We start from the raw sequence: 20,186 nt of genomic DNA, 5'->3' as shown, positions 1-20,186 counted from the left end.
TTCAATTATGCAGGCTTAGGACCTTTTCGTAATTCAATTACACTTATTTCAGGCCAGATTCCTACTCTCCCGGGATATGCCAGGAAACCAAAACCGCGGTTAACATTAATATATCTTCCAAATTCCTCATAAATCCCTGCCCAGTTCTCGTACCTGTATTGCACTGGGCTCCATTTAAACCAACCAGGGATCTCGATCCCAAATTGCATCCCATGGGTATGGCCACTTAAAGTAAGCTGGTAGTTATTAGGATCTGTTTTAATCTTTTCCTGCCAGTAGGATGGGTCGTGACTCATAAGGATTTTGAAATCGCCGGGTGATAAGCCCTGCCCTGCCTTATCAAGATCACCTTTCTTTTTAAAGCCGCCTGTACCCCAATTCTCTACTCCTACCAATGCGATCCTTTCTCCATTCTTTTCAATAAACCTATGCTCATTAAGCAAAAGATTCCATCCCATTTTAGCATGTACATCTTTTACCGCCTGAACATTGGCCAGTCTTTCCCTGTCACTGTTCCAGCTTACATAATCTCCGTAATCATGATTTCCCAATACAGAAAATACGCCATCTTTGGATTTAATATTCGCAAAGGTGCGGGTCCACGGTGTCATCTCGTCCGCCAGGTTATTCACCAGATCACCGGTAAATAAAACCGTATCAGCCTCCTGTTCATTAATAAGGTCAATGGCATATTCAATTTTCTTTTTATTATCAAAACTTCCACTGTGAATGTCGCTTATTTGGGCTACTCGATATCCATTAAAGGAATCTGGCAGATCCTCAAAATGCAGGGTGTATTTTAAAACTTTGAAATTGTACCTTCCCTCATACATTCCATAAAGCAGGGATGCAAATGGAATGGCTGCTATTCCCATAGCGATCTGACTTATAAATTTTCGACGGGATGGTAAACTAAAGCTTTCAGCAGGGGTGGTAACCTTTTGAAAAACGGCCACAATAACTCTTCCTATATCTTCGCCAAACATAAAAAGCATGCTAATTAAATTACCCGCCATAAAGGCCAGCATAAAACCTATAGCATATCCCCTGCCCCCCGTAAAGCCACCTTCAGGATTTGGTTGTGATAATTGATATATCAAATTGACTAAAATTGCTATAGATACTATAACATATCCTATTAATACCCAATTACTACGGGTAATAGTCCTTAGGGACTGAAAGGAATAAAAATTAATTAAAAAATATATGAAAATGAAAATGATCCAGCGCATTGTAAACCTTGGGTTTTAATTGCGAAGATACAGCCATAGTTATGCCATATAAATCATTTTACAGTTAGTTTAACCAATTGGACTATAGACAAACACTTGGAAAATCCTTCTTTTACTGTGGCGAATAACCCACTCTTCTCTCACGCTAAAATAACAACTTGGGTTTTAATTGCCCATATAAGTTTTGTAGTTTTATGATCTTTAAGAAAACACAAATGGCCGAACAAAAACGTTTATTTCTACTGGATGCTTACGCCCTGATCTTCAGGGGATACTATGCTTTTATAAAAAATCCACAGGTAAATTCCAAGGGGTTGGACACCTCGGCAATTATGGGATTTTTGAACTCGCTATTTGATGTGATAAGAAGAGAACGGCCAGATCATCTCGCCGTTTGTTTTGACAAAGATGGCAGCACCGAACGTACCGAAATGTATTCAGATTATAAGGCCAATCGCGACGCTACACCCGAGCCTATTATGATCGCCATTCCCTATATCCAGAGCATTCTTGAAGCTATGCATATTCCGGTAGTAGTACTTCCCGGCTGCGAGGCCGATGATGTGATTGGAACCCTGGCCAAACAGGCCGAAAAAGAAAATTACCGGGTTTTTATGGTCACTCCTGATAAAGATTTCGCCCAACTGGTTTCCGAAAATATTTTTATGTATCGTCCCGCAAGGATGGGCAACGGGATCGAAATCCTTGGAATTCCTGAAGTAAAAGAAAAATTTGGGGTAGACCGTCCTGAGCAGGTAATAGACTTCCTGGGAATGATGGGGGATGCATCAGACAATATTCCCGGTTTACCGGGGGTGGGTGAAAAAACGGCGAAAAAATTCCTTAAGGAATTTGGCAGTATGGAAGAACTTCTGGCCAATACCCACAAACTTAAAGGCAAAATGAAGGAAAGGCTGGAAGAGTTTGGCGAACAGGGAATTCTTTCAAAAAAACTGGCCACTATAAAATGTGATTGCGATGTGCGCTTTGACGAGACAGATTATGAATTGTCACAGCCCGATGCCGCAAAGGTCCAGGAGATCTTTGAAGAGCTGGAATTTAGAAGGTTAAAAGAGCAATTCCTTAAATTATTCTCTGGAGAAGAAACCGCCACTCCTACACAGGTGACCAGTACCGCAACTGCCAGAGCTCAGGCTCAACAGGCTCCTACAGCGGGAGCTGGCCAATTTTCCCTATTTGGAGAAGAAGCTGAAAAAATTGAGTCTTATTCCGGAAGAAAAACCCTGAAAGATGCCTCCCATGTGTATCAAAGTCTTGCCCCGGGGATGGCTACCGAATTATTTCTACAGAATTTAATGAAACAAACATCGGTTTGTTTTGACACCGAAACTACCAGTTTAAATTGTCTCGAAGCAAAGCTCGTGGGAATTGCTTTTTCCTGGGAAGCAGGAAAAGGCTTCTACCTGCCATTTCCTGAAGATGATGCGGGGGCACAGAAGCTCATTGATAAACTGCGACCTTTCTTTGAATCTGAAAAAATTGAAAAGATTGGACAGAATCTTAAATATGATATTAAAACTCTCGCAAAATATAATATAGATGTAAAAGGACCATTATTTGACACCATGATCGCGCATTACCTAATCAATCCTGATATGCGCCACAATATGGATGTACTGGCCGAAACTTACCTAAACTATACCCCTCAATCTATTACCGAGTTAATTGGTAAAAAAGGAAAAGGACAGGGAAATATGAGAGATGTTCCCCTGGAACAACTTACTGAATATGCGGTGGAAGACGCAGATATTACCCTCCAGTTAAAACAACATTTTGAACCCGAATTACAGGAAGCTAATACAGAGAGCCTTTTTAAAGAGATAGAGATACCACTTGTAAGAGTGCTTGCCGATATGGAACTGGAGGGAATCAACCTGGACGAAAAATTTCTTAAATCCCTCTCTAAGGACCTTGAAAATGATATAAAAGAACTTGAAGACAGGATCTACGAAGAAGCCGGAGAGCAGTTCAACATTGGTTCACCCAAGCAACTTGGGCTCATTTTATTTGAAAAACTGGAGCTTATAAAAAAACCAAAAAAGACTAAAACCGGCCAGTATTCCACTGGTGAAGATGTACTTTCGGTTCTTGCCAATGACCACGATATTGTGCGCTGCGTGCTCGATTACCGCGGGTTGGTAAAACTAAAGAATACTTATATTGACGCTTTACCTACCCAGGTTGAAAAAACTACCGGCCGGGTGCATACAGATTATATGCAAACTGTTGCTGCCACAGGAAGGTTAAGCTCCAACAACCCCAATCTTCAAAATATTCCCATTCGTACTGAAAGAGGTCGGGAAGTAAGGAAAGCCTTTGTACCGCGTGATGAAAATTTCAGGATCCTCGCCGCAGATTATTCCCAAATTGAACTTAGGATCATAGCTGCCTTAAGCGGAGAAAAAAATATGATAGAGGCCTTTAAACAGGGAGAAGATATTCACTCTTCCACCGCTTCCAGGGTATTTAATGTTCCTTTGGAAGAAGTTACCCGGGAACAGCGTGGGAATGCAAAAACGGTCAATTTTGGTATTGTTTACGGGGTTTCTGCATTTGGGTTAAGTAATCAGACCGGGCTTAGCAGGGGAGAATCTAAAGAACTTATAGATACTTATTATGCTACTTACCCACAATTAAGAAAATACATAAGTGACCAAATAGAATTTGCCAGGGAACATGGCTATGTGCAAACTGTTTTAGGCAGAAGGCGTTATTTAAAGGATATTAACTCCCAAAACCAGGTGGTACGCGGTGCCGCCGAGAGAAATGCGGTAAACGCACCTATCCAGGGAAGTGCTGCCGATATTATCAAGATCGCCATGATCAACATTCACAAGAAATTAAAAGAAGGGAAATTCAAGACTAAAATGTTGTTGCAGGTACATGATGAATTGGTTTTTGATGCACACAAAGATGAAATTGAAGTGGTTACCAAAATGATAAAGACCCAGATGGAAAACGCCTTTAAACTTGATGTTCCTCTGGATGTTGAAGTGGGGATAGGTGATAACTGGCTGGAAGCGCACTAATAAAAATTTGAAAAACGATTCAAAATGAAAAACCTCAGAGAAAATTTCTCTGAGGTTTTTTTATTATCTGCTTTTACTTAAAAAAAGCCGGTTAAGATTTGGTCTTAACCGGCTTTCATCAGACTAATTCAAACTTTAATCTAATTTATTATTCCCATCCTGGATTCTGTACCATATTAGGATTGTTGTTCATCTCCTGTTGAGGTATAGGCCATAAGAACCTGAAATCTGAATAAGGGATTGCTTCAACTCCATAAGGTCCTGAATAAGGTGTTCCTAAGGTATAGGCAGAAGCCGGGGGAAATCCATTTGCAACTTTAGCTGGTACACCATCATAATCTACAAATGTATCAACCTGCAGCCTGTGAATATCCTGCCATCTTTTACCTTCCATAACGAATTCTATTCGACGCTCTGCAATAATGGCGCGTAGTAAATCCTCTTTACTTCCAAATGCTGAATAACTTGCAGCTCCTGCAGGCAGCGATCTGTCTCTTACTTCATTTAGAAGATCAAGGGCTTCAGCCAGCCTGTCTAATCGTGCGTAAGCTTCAGCAACGTTAAGTAAAACTTCAGCATAACGCATCAAAGGTGTTGCATCGCTATAGTTCACATCGTCCTTATATTTATTGGTATGTGGAATTCCCGATCTCATTGAAACAAGGTCTTCGCTACGACGCAAGTCGTTTGGTAACCAAAACTCATTTCTCCACACGATTGGGCTTATCACCACCAATGCTCTACGGTTGTATTGAGAACCAAGTGCAGCATTCACCCCGGGGTTATTGTTGGCAGTATTCTCCATTGAGAAAATGGACTCAGAATTATTATATCCATTTTCAAAAACATCATTAGGATCTGCAGTTAAACTGTAATCACCTAAGATCTTTTCACCTTCGGTAATAACCTTTTGCCACTCTCTCATATGCAGGTAAGCTCTGGTTTTGTAAGCAATTGCAGCCTCCATTGTAGCTCTAACTATTCCTAAAGTACCACCTCTTTCAGCTTTTGTCTTCAAAAGACCTTCAGCCTCATCAAGATCTGCAATGATCTTGGTATAAACCTCATGAACAGTGTTTCTACCCTGAGCAATTCCGGCTTCAATATTAGCCTCTGTAGTAAAAGGAATTTCACGGTAAGGGATACCCAGGTTTGAATTAGATCCTGAAGTCTCATATGGCTTAGCAAAATGAGATATCAATTCCAAATGAGCAATTGCCCTCATAAACTTAGCCTGCCCAAGGTAGTCATCTCCAACTTCCTGAGTGATAACTCCATTTTCTATTGCTGTGTTAACACCCTGAATTACAATATTTGCTCTGTTGATCAACCGGTAGGTATCACTCCACATAAAAACATTGTTCAAGGTAGAGGGATCATAAGTTCCGGTATAGGTTAACTGGTAAAATGTTTGTGTGTTCACAACATCTTCCCCGCGGTTATCCCCCTGCTGGATCGAAGCGGCTCCAAAAGGATACCCACGGCCCTGTCCAACATAATCTCCTCTTTGAGCAGCATTATACATTCCCGTAAGCGAAAGTTCTATCAACGCCGGTGTTGAAAAGGCCGCATCTTCAGAAACCTGATTAAATGGCTCTAGTTCAAGGACATTTTCCTCTGTACATGCGGTAAAGAGTGAAATCCCCATTACAAATACAACGCCTCTGGCAACTGTATTCATTGTTTTAGTTTTCAAATTAATTTTCATATCCTAATTTTTTATAATCCAATATTCAATCCAAAAGATACAATAGAAGATCGTGGAGTTAAGTTAAGATCTACTCCCGCAATTTCCATTTCAGGATCAGCACCAGAATAATCTGTGATTATCCAAACATTTTGAGCCTGAGCATACACTCTGAATTTACTCATACCCATTCTTTGAGAAATATCTGAAGGTAAGGTATAACCCAAAGTAATATTATCTAATTTAATGAAATCTGCGTCTTCTACAAAACGGCTGTAAGCACTGGATGAAAGATTCGTGGTAGTGTTGGTTCCCCAGTATAATCTAGGAGTCCATCCGTCACCCGGATTTTCAACACTTTGCCATCTTCCCAAGATCTCTGTACTGTTGTTTGTAAAGTTCATGTTTAAAAGATCACGTCTTGTGGCATTGAAAATTTTGTTACCTCCGCTAAATCTAAACAAGAAACCAAAATCAAAACCTTTATATGCCATACTGGAACTTAAACCTCCAAAGTATTTTGGAAGAGTTTGGCCTAGTAAAGTCCTGTCTGCAGCTGCACTAAGTGAAGCAGCGGTACCTGCAGCTGCAGGATTTGCAGCATCAAATGTAGTATAAGTACCACCTGGTAACATCCCCTGAACCAAAGATCCATCAGCTTTATAGTACACCGGGTTACCATTTGCAGGGTTTACACCCCAGTATCTGAAACCATAAAGTGTGTTAATAGGTTCTCCTTCTCTGGTAATTGTAAAGTTATTAGCTGCTATACGGTCTTGACCGTTAACAAGGGAAACAACCTCATTATCCACAAACGAAATATTTGCGTTTAAATTCCAGGTGAAATCCTGGGTTTGAATAATTCTGGCTTCTGCAGCTAGTTCAACCCCACTGTTCTTAATAGCACCAATGTTTGCACTATAACTATTATTAGGAATACCCAAAGACATTGGAGTTTCAAGATCTAGAATTAAATCGTCTGTCTCATTAAGGAAGTAATCAAAATTAAAGGTGAACCTGTTATTGAACATCCTAAGGTCAAAACCTACGTCATATTTAGTACTGGTTTCCCATCTAAGATTGTTGTTTCCAAACTGGGCATAACCAATTCCGTTAGCATCTCCGTATTTCGCAGCTCCGTAAAGACCAAGGTATGGATAGTTTCCAATGGAAACGTTTCCAACTTTACCGTAAGAACCTCTTATTTTAAAGTCATTTACAGCATCTACACCATCCATAAAGGCTTCTTCAGAAACTGTCCATCCCACAGATACTCCGGGGAATGTTCCAAATCTATTAGCCTCAGGAAGCGAGGACAATCCGTCTCTTCTTAAAGTGGCCTGAAGGTAATACCTGTTAGCATAGTTGTAGTTAAATCTACCTGCATAGGAAATAAATCCGTTCTCAGTTAATCCTCCACCAGATCCCGGAATTCCATAAGAGTTGCTTATAAGGTTCTTGTTGAAGAAAGTATCAGAAAGATCTGTACCTGTAGCGAAGAAACTCTGGTTTCTTTGTTTCTGGAATTCGTTGATAAGTGTAAGTCCAACAGTATGAGCATCAGCGAAAGTATTGTTATAGCTCAAAATGTTTTGCCAGTTCCATCGGGTAAGATCTGTATTATTGTTTTGTACCCTACCGTTGGTTGACTGCCCGTCACCATGAACTGGGCTCCAGTAAAGGAATCCAGAAGTGTTCGCCTGGTCAACACTCACCTGAGTTCTGAAGTTTACACCTGCAATAGGCTTCACATCTGCATACACATTTGAGATGATCCTGTTAATTTTTGAGTAATAGTTGTTATTCTCAATAGCATACATGATGTTTGGAAGGTTATCTCCAATCAACGCCAGGTTATCCCAGGGCCCAACAAGGTTTTCACTTAACCAGTTTCCGTCTGTTCCGCGGTAACCAATGTTGTAACCTGAAGGATGATCTGCATTATAGATAGGCACGTTAGGGTGCTGTCTTGTTGCGTTGAAAATGTTCCCGGAAAGAGAGTTGGTTCCGGTGTTAAGACCGTTGTACTCTGTTCTTGTTAAACCGGCATTTACACCTACACTTAACCAGTCTTTTATCTTTTGATCAATGTTTGATCTGAATGAGTATCGCTCCATGTCATTAGGACGGGCAACACTTTCCTGATTGGAATATCCAAGGGATAAGTAGTATGTAGTGTTCGAAGTTCCTCCTGAGAAAGAAACATTATGATCTTGTTGTAATGCACTGTTATTTAAAACAGCATCTTGCCAATCTGTATCAAACTCAGTTCCGGCAGCCCAAAGTGTAGCTGCATTACGGTTAGTTCTTTTTTCATTAGAAATTGTGATAAAATCTGCAGTTTTCAAAAGGTCAAATTTACTAATTGGGGTTGCAAAACCAACTGAGGTGTTTGCGTTAATGGTCATTCTACCTTCTCTACCAGATTTGGTAGTGATCAAAACAACACCATTGGCAGCACGAGATCCGTAGATAGCTGTAGCCGAACCATCTTTTAAGATCTCAATAGATTCAATATCTGTAGGGTTAATGTCCCCTAAAGCATTATTACTTGCATAACCTCCAAGGTCTCCTGTATAGATTGGAATTCCATCCACAACAATAAGAGGATAAGTTCCGGAAGTAATAGAAGCAATACCTCTAATACGGAAACGGGGAGTCTCCCCAATAATACCACTCTGGGTAGTAACCTGTACACCGGCAGCTCTACCAGCTAACTGAGCTTCAAAACTGGGAGTAACAAGGTTGGCGATCTCATCACCTTTCACCTGTGAAATAGAACCGGTAACATCTCTTTTAGCCTGTACACCGTATCCCACTACAACAACCTCATCCAGAGATTCAGAATCTTCCTGCATGGTTACATTTAAGACAGTGGCAGTTCCAACAGTACGTTCTACTCTTGTTAAACCAACAAAAGAGAACACCAAAACTTCATTATTGGCTGCATTAATTGTAAAATTACCGTCGAAGTCTGTCTGAGCTCCACGGTTTGGGGCATTTTTAACGGTTACGTTAACACCGGGAATAGGCATTCCCTGTGAATCACTCACCGTTCCTGTGATTGGTCTTTCCTGCGCATATCCCAACTGGAATATAAATAGCAAAAGGAAAAGGATGGGTAAATTTCTTTTCATTGTTAATTGTTAGATTTTGTTAATTGGTCTCAAATATATTAATTTTTTTAACTCAGCATTAATATACCCTTAACTTTTATTAAGAATTATTAACAAATGTTCGCCTATGCCGTTAAATTCTCTTAATGGAATTGTCTTTATACAGAAAAACCCGGTTAAGAAAGGTTCTTAACCGGGTTTTAAAAATATCTAAATAAATTAGATAGTTAGGATCTTGTATAAGTTTGAGACATAATAGTAATCCCTGAGACTACTGTATTCCCGGGATCTTTTACATATTGCTCTGATTCCCACTTTTCAACATCAAAAGAAAAGGTGTTGGTACCCATTGTAAGCTTCTTGGTATGGGTATAGATAGAACCGGCAATATTAACATTTAGAGTCAAGGTATCGCCTTGTACATCCCAGGTGCCTACATCTGTTCTTGGGGCCATACAAGCAAAAGCGTCATTCGTTTCGCCAGCTGCAAAATCCATTCGGGAATTCACAGATGTAAATGTCATATCATCCTTTAAATCAATATTCATAACATCAAAACAAGTGGTTTCTTCCAGCAGGTTTGTATTGCTGGTACCATCTGCATTAAGATCTACAGCAATATTTGAACGCAATACGCTTAGATCCCAATGACCTACCAAATCGGCTGTTTCAATATAGGTAAGCATTTTTTGATCTAAAGCCTCAGCGTCTTTGTCGTCAAAATCCTCTCCGGAACAAGCCGAAAACAAAAGAGCAGTTAAGCTTAAAAGAATTGAATTTTTAATAAACTTTTTCATAGCAGAAAAATAATTATAGATTAGGGGGTAATTCCGCGGCAAATATACAGCTGATTTTAAATAAATTATGACACTTTTAACACAAGTATTACTTCTTATCGTTTAATTGTGCATTTCGTCGATAAATTAGGAAAGTATTTGTAGGAAAATGTAGGAGGTATAAAAATTAGAAAGTCTTATTTTATTTTGCGGGAATATTCAAGAGAAACAACTACAAGGCCAGAGGCAGATGTCCCACCCTGGTCTTTTAAATATTCTTTAGATTCTGCGTCATTCACCTCAAATGCAAAAGAATCTTCAGAAAGTAATAAATGTATTTTCTGTTCGTGAACGCGCTGGTTGATCTTTACATATAAATATAGGACATCATTTTTAAGGCTCCAGTTCCCTTGCAGGACCTTCTCTTGCATACAGGAAAATACTTCCTTATCATCCCTCACCTGTAAACCCAGGGCCGAAGTAGTCATTGTGAAAGTTTTATTCCCTCTAAACTCAAAGCTCATAGTTTCAAAACAGGAAGTTTCCAGCAAAAGATTGTCGCTGAATTTGGCATCACCATTTAGATCCACATCCCGGTCAACGATCATAGAGTTAACCTCCCAATTTCCAATTAGGTAAGAATCATATATAAAGACACTCGCATTTCTCGCCTCCGCCTCTTTATCATATAGTTCTTCTTTTTGGCATGAAGTGAATAATACACTTGTTAACAATAAAGTAAGAAATAAAGTAAAGCTTTTCATACGCATAAAAAGATAACTGGTTAACATTCAGGGGCAAATATAGGAAGCTGCAATTTAACTTTATGACATTTTTAACTTTAATTTTACCGTTCGTCGGTTATTTAACACTTTTTGTCGGATTTTTCTTCCTGGACGTAATCCGTCTCCTACATTTGAATTAAAATATAACCTTCCTGAGCACTCCAAGAGTTAATTTTTTAATCTCCTAATACACATCTACCAAAGGCTTTGATATACAGTATCTTTAGACTCAATAAATTAATGAAACTACTATTTGCATTATGAATTTATAATTGTACATTTGCACCCCTGTTTTCACGATTCAAATTCGTGTTACAGGGAATGGAATGTTTAATAATAAGTAAATTTAATTAGTGTGGACACATTAAGCTACAAAACAGTATCGGCCAACAAGGCTACCGTGACCAAAGATTGGGTACACGTAGATGCTGATGGTCAGACTTTAGGTCGTCTTTCATCTCATGTTGCAAAATTGCTAAGAGGGAAATACAAGCCTAACTTCACCCCACACGTTGATTGCGGTGACAATGTAATTGTAACAAATGCCGAGAAGATCAACTTAACAGGAAAGAAATGGGATTCTAAGGAATACATTCGCCACACCGGCTACCCTGGGGGACAACGCAGTCTAACTGCAACCGAATTATTCAATAAAGGCCCGGAAAGGTTAATTGAAAATGCGGTAAAAGGAATGCTGCCTAAAAATAAATTAGGTGCAACTATATTCCGTAATTTAAAGGTTTATGCAGGATCTGAACACGATCTTAAAGCTCAAAAACCTAAAACTATTAACCTAAACGATCTTAAGTAATGGAGGTTATTCACAAAATTGGTCGTAGAAAAACGGCTGTTGCCAGAGTATATGTTGGCCAAGGAAAAGGTAACATTACTATCAACAAAAAAGATCTTAACGATTATTTCACCACAGGTCCTTTAGTTTTTAAAGTAATGCAACCACTTAACATGACCGGAAACGAAGAGAGCTTCGATATTAAGGTAAATGTATACGGTGGTGGTATCACAGGACAAGCTGAAGCTATTCGTCTTGCTATTTCAAGAGCAATGGTTGAATTGGATGCAGATAACCGTGCTGTCTTAAAACCAGAAGGTTTAATGACAAGAGATCCAAGAATGGTAGAACGTAAGAAATTCGGACAAAAGAAAGCCCGTAAGAAATTCCAGTTCTCCAAACGTTAATATTACTGGGCACTGCCCGCAAGTTCATTTAAAAATTAATAAGATTTTTGTTGTTATTCCGCTTGCCGCGGAAGTTAGTTTAGCATCTAAACGATCAAGGCCGGATTTTTATTAAATCGCCACTTGGTTGTTGCTAGTCTCAACAGAACGTAAACTATTACAAAAATGGCAAACAAAGTAGAAGTAAAAGAATTACTTGATGCAGGTGTGCATTTTGGCCACCTTACAAGAAGATGGAACCCAAATATGGCCCCATATATCTATATGGAACGCAATGGGATTCACATCATCAACCTATATAAAAGTGCTGCGAAAATGCAGGAAGCCGGTGAGGCCCTGAAAAAGATCGCAGCCAGTGGTAGAAAAATACTTTTCGTAGCTACCAAGAAACAAGCAAAAGAAATTGTTGCAGATCAGGCTGAGAGAGCTAACATGCCGTACATCACTGAAAGATGGCCGGGTGGTATGCTTACCAACTTTATCACCATTCGTAAAGCCGTTAAAAAAATGGCTTCTATTGACAGGATGAAAAAAGACGGTACCTTCAATACTCTTTCTAAAAAAGAGCGTTTACAGGTTGACCGTTTAAGGGCTAAATTAGAAAAGAACTTAGGTTCAATAGCAGATATGAGCCGTCTTCCGGCTGCATTATTTGTAGTAGATATTACCCGTGAACACATTGCTGTTAAAGAGGCGCAAAAATTAAACATTCCAATCTTTGCGATGGTTGATACCAATTCTGATCCGCGTGAGGTAGATTTCGTGATCCCGTCAAATGACGATGCATCCAAATCTATTGACAAAGTGGTTTCTTACCTTTCTGATGCTATAATCGAAGGTCTTTCTGAAAGAAAGTCTACCAAAGATGAAGATGGTAATGAAGAGGAAAAAAGAGAAAGAACTCCAAGAGCATCAAAAGCTAAAAAATCTTCAGAAGAAGTAGAAGTACCTTCTACAGATGCTGAAGACAAAAAAGCGATGAAAGAGGCTCAGAAAGATGTTAAGTTAGAGTCTAAAAAAGAGACTGTAGCAAAAGCTAATGCTTCAACTGAAGAAGAAGAATAGTAACATTTCTATATCCTTTATGAGTCGTTTAGTTCTTTTCTCACCAAAAAACTAAACGACTTATTTATTATAAACCTAAAAATTTAAACATCATGGCAAATATAACCGCCGCAGAAGTAAATAATTTAAGAAAGTCTACCGGTGCCGGTATGATGGATTGTAAAAAAGCATTAGTTGAAGCCGAAGGGGATTTTGACAAAGCAATTGAGATCCTTCGTAAAAAAGGTCAAAAAGTTGCAGCTAACAGAGCCGACAGAGATTCCAGTGAAGGTGCTGCTATTGCAAGGGTAAACGAAGATTCTACAAGAGGTGTTATCATTTCCCTTAATTGTGAAACAGATTTCGTTGCAAAAAATGAAGCATTCATCAATTTGGCAACAGACCTTGCTGATCTTGCCCTTGCCACTTCTTCGAAAGAAGAATTACTGGCTGCAGATTACAAAGGAATTTCTGTACAGGATAAATTAACTGAGCAAACAGGAGTTATTGGTGAAAAGATTGAGATTGGCGCGTACAAGACATTGGAAGCTCCTTTTGTAGGTTCTTACATTCACGCAGGAAATAAGATTGCTGTTCTTACAGGTCTTTCCGCAAAGGTTGACGGAGCTGAAGAAGTTGCAAAAAACGTTTCTATGCAGGCAGCTGCTATGAATCCTGTAGCCTTAAATGAAGAAGGTGTAGACCAGTCTATTATTGACAAGGAGATCGAGATCGCAAAAGATCAATTGAGACAGGAAGGTAAGCCGGAAGCTATGTTGGATAACATCGCCAAAGGAAAACTTAACCGTTTCTTTAAGGACAACACCCTTATCAATCAGGATTATATTAAAGACAACAAAATGAGTGTGACAGATTACGTTAAGACATTAGACAAAGGTCTTGAAGTAGTTGCATTTGAGAGAGTAGCTCTGGGATAATTTTTTATTCGGAAGTTTATTCAGAAATATTTTAAAGCCGTTCCCCTGGGAGCGGCTTTTTTATTTGCATTGCCTTTTGATTTGAGCAGAATTCACTGCTATAAGCCCTCTCACAAAAATCTGAAATTAATTAATACACCGAAAACAAAAGCCGCCCTCCTTTTTTCAATCCTGATAGGGATGGGATTGACCGGGAACCTATACCACCTTGGGGATCCTGTTTAATGATAGATTTAATGAGCCCAGGCAGGTCTTTACCCTAAGTCTTATCCCTGTTTTCCAATCTCTCCCAAATGGGTAAATTTAAAACCTTTGTCATATTTGAGACCGTAGCCCAACAATCTGTCCAGCGAGGAATGCGAAAAAATTATAATTCCGGCAACCTGTAAATAAAGGTCATCCAAGTAAAATCCGGGGAGTGTCAAACCAATTGCGAGCCCTTTGTGGTGCCATAAATTATAAATAAAGGCGCCGGTTTTTGTATCATATAGATATCCCAGCATTCCAACGTCCGGAATAAAAAGAAGGACCGGAAACCACCACCAGGCTAGAGGCAGAAAGCTAAATGCAAAAATTCCGGCCAGGAACATTGCCAGTTCCTCCAGCTTTAAAATTTTATTCATTTTTACAAGAGATTTTTCCATTGGATCTATATAACTTCAGATTGTTACATATCATTTTCCGGCTTATACAATACCGGCCTGGAAGGGGCGGCATCGTTCTCAAAAGAAGCGGCTTGTAGATTTAGAATATAATCGCCATCCTCAATTTTATTAGGCACATAAATAAGCTCTGTAATGGTAGCATCAAAACGGGTATTTTTAGGGTAATCCCAAAACGCCTTATGCGCCAGTAATTTTCCCTCGTCTTTTTCTTTATCTACAGAAGGCAGGTCAATTAATAAATGTTTTATCCCGCAATCCTTAATATATTTTGCCGCTTTTTCTTCAAGATAGGGCCAGTTGGTATGGGAATATTTTTTCGAGCGCTTATCAATATAATTGGGATGGGTGCGAATAATAAAGGCTTCCACCTCATTTTTTCTTAAATCCCTCTTTATCTGCTCTTCAGTAATGACCAAATCCTCTCCCCTCTTTTCTGGTTCCAGGCTTATAAGCCGCGCGGTAAAAAAGAATGTTTTAAGACTGTCATTGATACTGTAAAATTCCCTGGTGATATGGCCCACGCACTCGGTATGCGTGCCGTGAGCGTGCGGATTAAATTGAACATTATTGAAGTTTGTTGATGCTCCCTCACTTACCTTTCCAACAAAATCGCCGTCCCGTACCGGAAAAATTCTTGGATGCCCCAGGTACCAGGCCACAGGATTCTTATCGTCTCCTCTAAGGCTCAAGGATATATCCAGGGGTTTGGAAAGATCAACTATATATGTATTATGATCGTTTGTTATTTTAGCTTTCATAAAATTGCTTAGCCCGCTATTTATTCCCTTTCATCTCCCTTCGAATAATATTTTTTTGCAAACACCTAAGATCCCAGCAAATTCCACCAATGTTTGCCTACTCCTCCAAATTTACCAAAAACAAATCGGCAGCGATGCCATCACTCAGAAATTTTCCTTTTTCCGTAACATGATAATGTTCATTTTCAAGCTTCAGTAAATTACCGGTCAAAAGAGGTTTCGCCTGTTCCAATAAATAATTAAAAAATTGATCACCAAACCGCTCATTAACTTCTTTAAGAGAAATCCCCCACATTGTTCGAAGTCGGGTCATGACGTATTCATTATACCTGTCTGTAATACTCAATACTTCCTCCTGGGAAGGAATTTCTCCTTTCTCCAGAGATTTTATATATAGGGAATTATTGCTCACATTCCATTTTCGCTTATTTCCATTAAAAGAGTGAGCTGATGGTCCAATTCCCAGGTAGGGTTTCCCCATCCAGTAGGCCGTATTGTTCCTTGAAAAATAACCGGGTTTTCCAAAATTGGAAAATTCATAATGAATATACCCCGCATCTTTAAGGGTACGGGTAAGGATCTCAAAATGAAGACGTGAAGCATCATCATCAACCGGTTTAATAATTCCTTTATCAATGAATTTTTTAAGGACTGTTTTTGGCTCTACCGTAAGGGCATAACAGGAAAAATGAGGCAACCCCAGGTCAAGGGCAATCCGGATGTTCTTTTTCCACCTTTCTTCCCCCATCCCGGGAATTCCATAAATAAGATCAATAGAAATATTGTCAAAATATTCCCTAGCCAATTGAATGCTTTGCAGGGCCTCTACCTCGTTGTGTGCCCGGTTCATCAACTGAAGGTCTTCCTCAAAAAAAGATTGTACTCCTATGCTAAGCCGGTTTATTCCTGCCGCCATTAGCATTTCCAGCTTCTCTCGCGAAAGATCATCAGGATTGGCTTCAAGAGTAATTTCTGCCTCTTCGGCAAGAGTGAAATTGGAATAAATAGTGTCAAATATCATTTTCATTTCTCCTGAAGAAAGCAAAGAAGGCGTTCCTCCTCCAAAATATATAGTTTGCAACTCCCCGGCCGGCAATTCCTCCTTCCGCAGAAATATTTCCTTACAAAGCATCTCTACCAATTCCCTTTTCTTCTTTACCGAAGTCGAAAAATGAAAATCACAGTAATGACAGGCCTCTTTGCAAAAGGGGATGTGGATGTAAATGCCAGACATTTCAGTTAACAATAATCAATTATCAATAATTAGATCTTTTTTAATCTTGTAGATTTTAAGATGGAAAAAAGAATTCGGGAAAGCTCATCTGCCAAGGGATGCAGTCTTTCAATATCTTCATGACTTATATACTCTGCATCTTTTAACATAGATAGCCAATACTTGGTCTCCAGGCTCTCTTTATATGCAATAGAAATCTTAGCCGAAAAATCTGAGGTGGAAATAGCTCCATTTGCTTCTGCAATATTAGCTCCAATGGAAGTCCCGCTGCGCAGGAGTTGTTTAGAGAGTATAAATTCCTTTTTTTCATTCATTAAACTTTTACAAATCAAAACAATTTGCAAAGCAAAAGAATATGATTTCTGCGCTAACGGATTGCTTTTTGCATCTTTCATAAATTTTTAAAATTGCTTATTGTTAATTGGTAATTGTTTATTGTCATTTGATTTTATTCGGATTTTGCTTCACAAACGCATCCCAACCTGTATAACTCTTACCAACGCTCACTGCCCCCGAATTGTAAAAATGGCACACGGCTGCTGCCAAACCATCTGTAGAATCAAGGTTCTTGGGCAATTCCTTTAAATTAAGAAGGCTTTGTAACATTTTTGCCACCTGTTCCTTACTGGCATTTCCGTTTCCGGTGATGGCCATTTTTATTTTCTTCGGAAGGTATTCTGTTATGGGGATCTGCCGGGACAGTCCGGCGGCCATCGCTACTCCCTGGGCTCTTCCCAGCTTTAACATGGATTGCACATTTTTACCGAAGAAAGGCGCTTCAATTGCGATCTCATCGGGATTATAGGTATCTATAAGTTCAATGGTGCGTTCAAAAATAAGTTTTAGTTTGATGTAAGGATCGCTGTACTTGCTTAGCAATAACTCGTTGAGTTGCAAAAAATGCATCTTCTTATTTTCCACCTTTATAAGTCCGAAACCCATGATAGTAGTCCCGGGATCAATACCTAAAATGATTCTTTCGCTTTTAACCAATTGCAAATGCTTAATTGTAAGTACTTAAAAGTTATTTTTTCAGGCCTCTTAGGCCTTCACAAAGCTACACAATTCTCCTTAGCTATTCCTATATTTGAGAACCGGCTTAAAAGCAACTTATGAGTGTTTTCCTTGGATTGTTAAGTATACTCTATGTGTTTCTAATAGGAGCATTATTTTATGGGTGGAAAAGGATAGCTCAATTTTCTATTAAGGACCTTCCGGCCAAAACCGGATTTTCAATTATTATACCCTACCGTAATGAAGCGGGAAACTTACCGCAGCTATTCAACTCTTTGTTAAAGCTGAAATATCCCGTATCCCTATTCGAGATACTACTGGTAAATGATGCTTCCCGGGATGCATCACGGGAAATTTGCACGACTTTTAAGCAGAAGAATCCCCAGCTAAGAATAAGCCTGCTGGAAAATTTTCGGGTTACTGGCTCACCCAAGAAGGATGCAATTTCTACCGCTATCCAAAACGCGGCTTTTGATTATATAATCACCACCGATGCCGATTGTGAAGTCCCCGAATTATGGTTGCAGGGTTTTAATGAAAAGATAGAAAAAACAGGAGCTGAATTAATTGCAGGCCCGGTAATGTTCTCACCCTATGTTTTTCCTGCAAAAAATTTACGCCAGGAAAAAGGCATGAAATATTTCAAAGCGTTCCAGGAAATGGACCTACTGAGCCTTCAGGTTGCCGGTGCCGGTGGCTTTGGGATTGGAAAGGCATTTATGTGCAATGGGGCTAATTTATGTTATAATAGAGGCGCATTCCTGAAAGTTGGAGGTTTCCTGGGTAACGGGGAAATTTCAAGTGGAGACGATGTGTTTTTGCTTCAAAAATTTGTTCAGCATAAACTTAAGACCGATTTTTTAAAATCCCGGGAAGCAATAGTGCTAACCAAACCTGAACCCGATCTTAGCGCTCTTATTTCCCAACGCATACGCTGGGCTGCTAAAACACCTGCATATAAAAGTTGGTTTGCCAAAACCACGGGCCTGGCGGTGTTATTAATGAACTTTAGCCTTATAGTCGGGTGCGTGCTCGCGTTTCTGGAAATAGTAGATTACGAGCCCATTCTCATCGCCTTTCTTTTCAAATTTGTATCAGATCTCCTGTTGCTCTACGCAGCGGCAAAATTCTTTAAAAGGAAAGAAGTCCTGCGGCATTATTTCTGGAGTAGCCTGGTGTACCCATTTTTTTCTACTGGGGTAGCAATTTTGTCTATTTTCAAAAAATATGAATGGAAAGGAAGGACATTTAAACGATGAAATTAGTTATGGGTTTTAGGCTAAATCTCCACGCGCTCTAACCTATACCCAAAGGCCTCAAATTCTACTCCGCCTTTATTACAATAGGCATTTTAAAAATGCTTGAAACGGGAATCCCTCTTTTACTGGCAGGATATATCTTAGGAAGGGAATCTATACTTTGTTGTATCCACAATTTCAGCTCGGGGATCTGGTTCGTAACAAGGGTATCCACCTCTATAGACTCTATGGTAGGAAAACCGGTTTTTGAGATCTCAAGATGAACAAATACGGTGTCGTCTATAGCCTGCGTAACTATGGGTTCCTGGCGCGCCAGATAAGCATTCACCGAATTTGCCACGGTTGCCTCAAAACAATCCCGGGCCCTATCAATTTCAGTGATATTTTTGCAGTTTTCAAATGCGGGATATTCATCTACCTCTTTCCAGTTGAGGCTTTGGCTTTCCAGCTCCAATACCTCTTCTGAGGTAATCTTCCTGGTTTCAAAATCCTTGCAACCCGTCAAACCAATTAAAAACAGCAGGAATAATCTTATTCTCATTAAGGGATCTTTCAGGAGTATTATAGCTCAAAAATACGCAAAACAAATCAAAATACATTTTTGTTAAGGAGGAACTCTTCATTGCCGGATTCTGAAATTTTAGGATCTGGAAATAGCGGCCGGGTCGCTGTTACTCATATAGGTCATTAACATTTGCTATATGGAGTTCTTCCAAAAACCCACTTATTATATCGGTAGTTTTATCGAAGAAGGCTTTTCCATTTTCAGCAGTAGCCATTTTTGGATCTCCCACACCGGTATCCCTGCTTACTCTGGTCCATTCCCGCTGGGCGGTCACCCAACCTTCTTTCAGGCCTTTGATCTTAAAGGAGCGGGATTTTCCTTCGCCTGCCTCACTTAAAGGCAGGACCAGTTGAGGGGCAATATGCATCATCGCCGCTGTTTCAAGTTCTCCCGCGTGGTCCCCGGGCTCTTCAAAATAAACTTTTGAATTTGTCACTTGCCACCAGTTTATAGAACAAATAAAAACCTTTGGATATATCAGGCTTAGCTCCCGTATCATCTGTTTAAAATTATTCCCCCCGTGAGCGTTGAGAATAACCAACTTATCTATCTTATGGGTATCCAATACCTGGACTATATCCTTTAAAACAACCAACTGCGTGGAAGGCATCATATTAAGGCAAAATTTCACCCCCATTTGCCCTGTATTCACCCCAAAGGGTATTGTAGGCAAGACCAGAGGTTTACATCCCTGTTCCCAGGCTTTACGTGCAGCTTCAATGGCAACCCCTTCGGCCAGATAATTATCTGTACCATAAGGCAGGTGGAAATTATGGGCTTCAGTAGCCCCCAGGGTAGAATACCCATGGAATAATTCTCTTTATTCACCTCTTTCCAGTTGGTTTCTGCCAGAACATATGGTCTTA

General features: G+C 39.6%; 18 protein-coding genes. 6 read left to right on the top strand and 12 right to left on the bottom strand.

The window, feature by feature from the left end:
• Window positions 1-5: 5 nt before the first annotated feature.
• The gene (locus FK178_RS14280) at window positions 6-1,232 is read right to left on the bottom strand and encodes a metallophosphoesterase (protein WP_146836721.1); all 1,227 of its coding nucleotides are present in this window, start codon (window positions 1,230-1,232) and stop codon (window positions 6-8) included.
• 215 nt (window positions 1,233-1,447) lie between these two features.
• On the opposite strand from FK178_RS14280, the gene polA reads away from it, so the two are divergent.
• Window positions 1,448-4,282: a DNA polymerase I gene (polA, locus tag FK178_RS14275; RefSeq protein ID WP_146837706.1), complete on the top strand. Its 2,835-nt coding sequence runs from the start codon at window positions 1,448-1,450 to the stop codon at window positions 4,280-4,282.
• A 148-nt stretch (window positions 4,283-4,430) separates the two neighbouring features.
• Here the strand turns inward: polA and FK178_RS14270 are convergent, their stop codons facing one another.
• From FK178_RS14270 to FK178_RS14255, 4 genes are all read right to left on the bottom strand, one after another.
• The gene (locus FK178_RS14270) at window positions 4,431-5,990 is read right to left on the bottom strand and encodes a RagB/SusD family nutrient uptake outer membrane protein (protein ID WP_146836718.1); all 1,560 of its coding nucleotides are present in this window, start codon (window positions 5,988-5,990) and stop codon (window positions 4,431-4,433) included.
• An 11-nt stretch (window positions 5,991-6,001) separates the two neighbouring features.
• A complete protein-coding gene (locus FK178_RS14265) occupies window positions 6,002-9,106 on the bottom strand; it encodes a SusC/RagA family TonB-linked outer membrane protein (RefSeq protein ID WP_146836715.1) in 3,105 nt (1,034 codons plus the stop codon).
• A gap of 206 nt (window positions 9,107-9,312) precedes the next feature.
• A complete protein-coding gene (locus tag FK178_RS14260; protein ID WP_146836712.1) occupies window positions 9,313-9,882 on the bottom strand; it encodes a DUF5004 domain-containing protein in 570 nt (189 codons plus the stop codon).
• A gap of 176 nt (window positions 9,883-10,058) precedes the next feature.
• Entirely contained in the window at window positions 10,059-10,625 is a 567-nt protein-coding gene (locus FK178_RS14255; RefSeq protein ID WP_168194606.1) for a lipocalin-like domain-containing protein, read from the bottom strand.
• A gap of 376 nt (window positions 10,626-11,001) precedes the next feature.
• Here FK178_RS14255 and rplM point away from each other — a divergent pair, with 376 nt between their 5' ends.
• From rplM to tsf, 4 genes are all read left to right on the top strand, one after another.
• Window positions 11,002-11,457: a 50S ribosomal protein L13 gene (gene rplM / locus FK178_RS14250; protein ID WP_146836706.1), complete on the top strand. Its 456-nt coding sequence runs from the start codon at window positions 11,002-11,004 to the stop codon at window positions 11,455-11,457.
• Window positions 11,457-11,843, top strand: a complete 387-nt coding sequence (gene rpsI / locus FK178_RS14245; protein ID WP_146836703.1) for a 30S ribosomal protein S9 — start codon at window positions 11,457-11,459, stop codon at window positions 11,841-11,843. Before rplM ends, rpsI begins: the two co-directional genes overlap by 1 nt.
• 165 nt (window positions 11,844-12,008) lie before the next feature.
• Window positions 12,009-12,908: a 30S ribosomal protein S2 gene (gene rpsB / locus FK178_RS14240; RefSeq protein ID WP_146836700.1), complete on the top strand. Its 900-nt coding sequence runs from the start codon at window positions 12,009-12,011 to the stop codon at window positions 12,906-12,908.
• A gap of 92 nt (window positions 12,909-13,000) precedes the next feature.
• Complete coding sequence (tsf, locus tag FK178_RS14235; protein WP_146836698.1) at window positions 13,001-13,825, top strand: translation elongation factor Ts; 825 nt, start codon at window positions 13,001-13,003, stop codon at window positions 13,823-13,825.
• A 266-nt stretch (window positions 13,826-14,091) separates the two neighbouring features.
• Here the strand turns inward: tsf and FK178_RS14230 are convergent, their stop codons facing one another.
• The 5 genes from FK178_RS14230 to ruvC form a co-directional block, all read right to left on the bottom strand.
• Entirely contained in the window at window positions 14,092-14,448 is a 357-nt protein-coding gene (locus FK178_RS14230) for a DUF4260 domain-containing protein (protein ID WP_146836695.1), read from the bottom strand.
• 44 nt (window positions 14,449-14,492) lie between these two features.
• On the bottom strand, window positions 14,493-15,248 hold the full coding sequence (locus tag FK178_RS14225; protein ID WP_146836692.1) for a cyclase family protein: 756 nt from the start codon (window positions 15,246-15,248) through the stop codon (window positions 14,493-14,495).
• Window positions 15,249-15,345: 97 nt separating this feature from the next.
• A complete protein-coding gene (gene hemW, locus FK178_RS14220) occupies window positions 15,346-16,482 on the bottom strand; it encodes a radical SAM family heme chaperone HemW (protein WP_146836689.1) in 1,137 nt (378 codons plus the stop codon).
• A gap of 29 nt (window positions 16,483-16,511) precedes the next feature.
• Window positions 16,512-16,877, bottom strand: a complete 366-nt coding sequence (locus FK178_RS14215) for a four helix bundle protein (RefSeq protein WP_146836687.1) — start codon at window positions 16,875-16,877, stop codon at window positions 16,512-16,514.
• 43 nt (window positions 16,878-16,920) lie between these two features.
• Window positions 16,921-17,475 (bottom strand): crossover junction endodeoxyribonuclease RuvC, encoded by a 555-nt coding sequence (gene ruvC / locus FK178_RS14210; RefSeq protein ID WP_262711696.1) that lies wholly within the window; start codon window positions 17,473-17,475, stop codon window positions 16,921-16,923.
• Window positions 17,476-17,594: 119 nt separating this feature from the next.
• Between ruvC and FK178_RS14205 the strand changes: the two genes are divergently transcribed.
• Window positions 17,595-18,755 carry a glycosyltransferase family 2 protein gene (locus tag FK178_RS14205; protein WP_146836680.1) on the top strand — a complete coding sequence of 387 codons (1,161 nt, stop codon included), beginning with the start codon at window positions 17,595-17,597 and terminating at the stop codon, window positions 18,753-18,755.
• A gap of 64 nt (window positions 18,756-18,819) precedes the next feature.
• Here FK178_RS14205 and FK178_RS14200 read toward each other — a convergent pair whose 3' ends face one another.
• A complete protein-coding gene (locus FK178_RS14200) occupies window positions 18,820-19,296 on the bottom strand; it encodes a hypothetical protein (protein ID WP_146836677.1) in 477 nt (158 codons plus the stop codon).
• A 130-nt stretch (window positions 19,297-19,426) separates the two neighbouring features.
• Window positions 19,427-20,059 carry a creatininase family protein gene (locus FK178_RS14195; protein WP_240793922.1) on the bottom strand — a complete coding sequence of 211 codons (633 nt, stop codon included), beginning with the start codon at window positions 20,057-20,059 and terminating at the stop codon, window positions 19,427-19,429.
• Window positions 20,060-20,186: the final 127 nt, after the last annotated feature.

Origin of the sequence: Antarcticibacterium arcticum (assembly GCF_007993795.1) — a bacterium.
Lineage (GTDB): Bacteria > Bacteroidota > Bacteroidia > Flavobacteriales > Flavobacteriaceae > Gillisia > Gillisia arctica.
The sequence above is the reverse complement of the archived record's forward strand: the minus strand, read 5'-3'. Positions and strand labels throughout refer to the sequence as shown.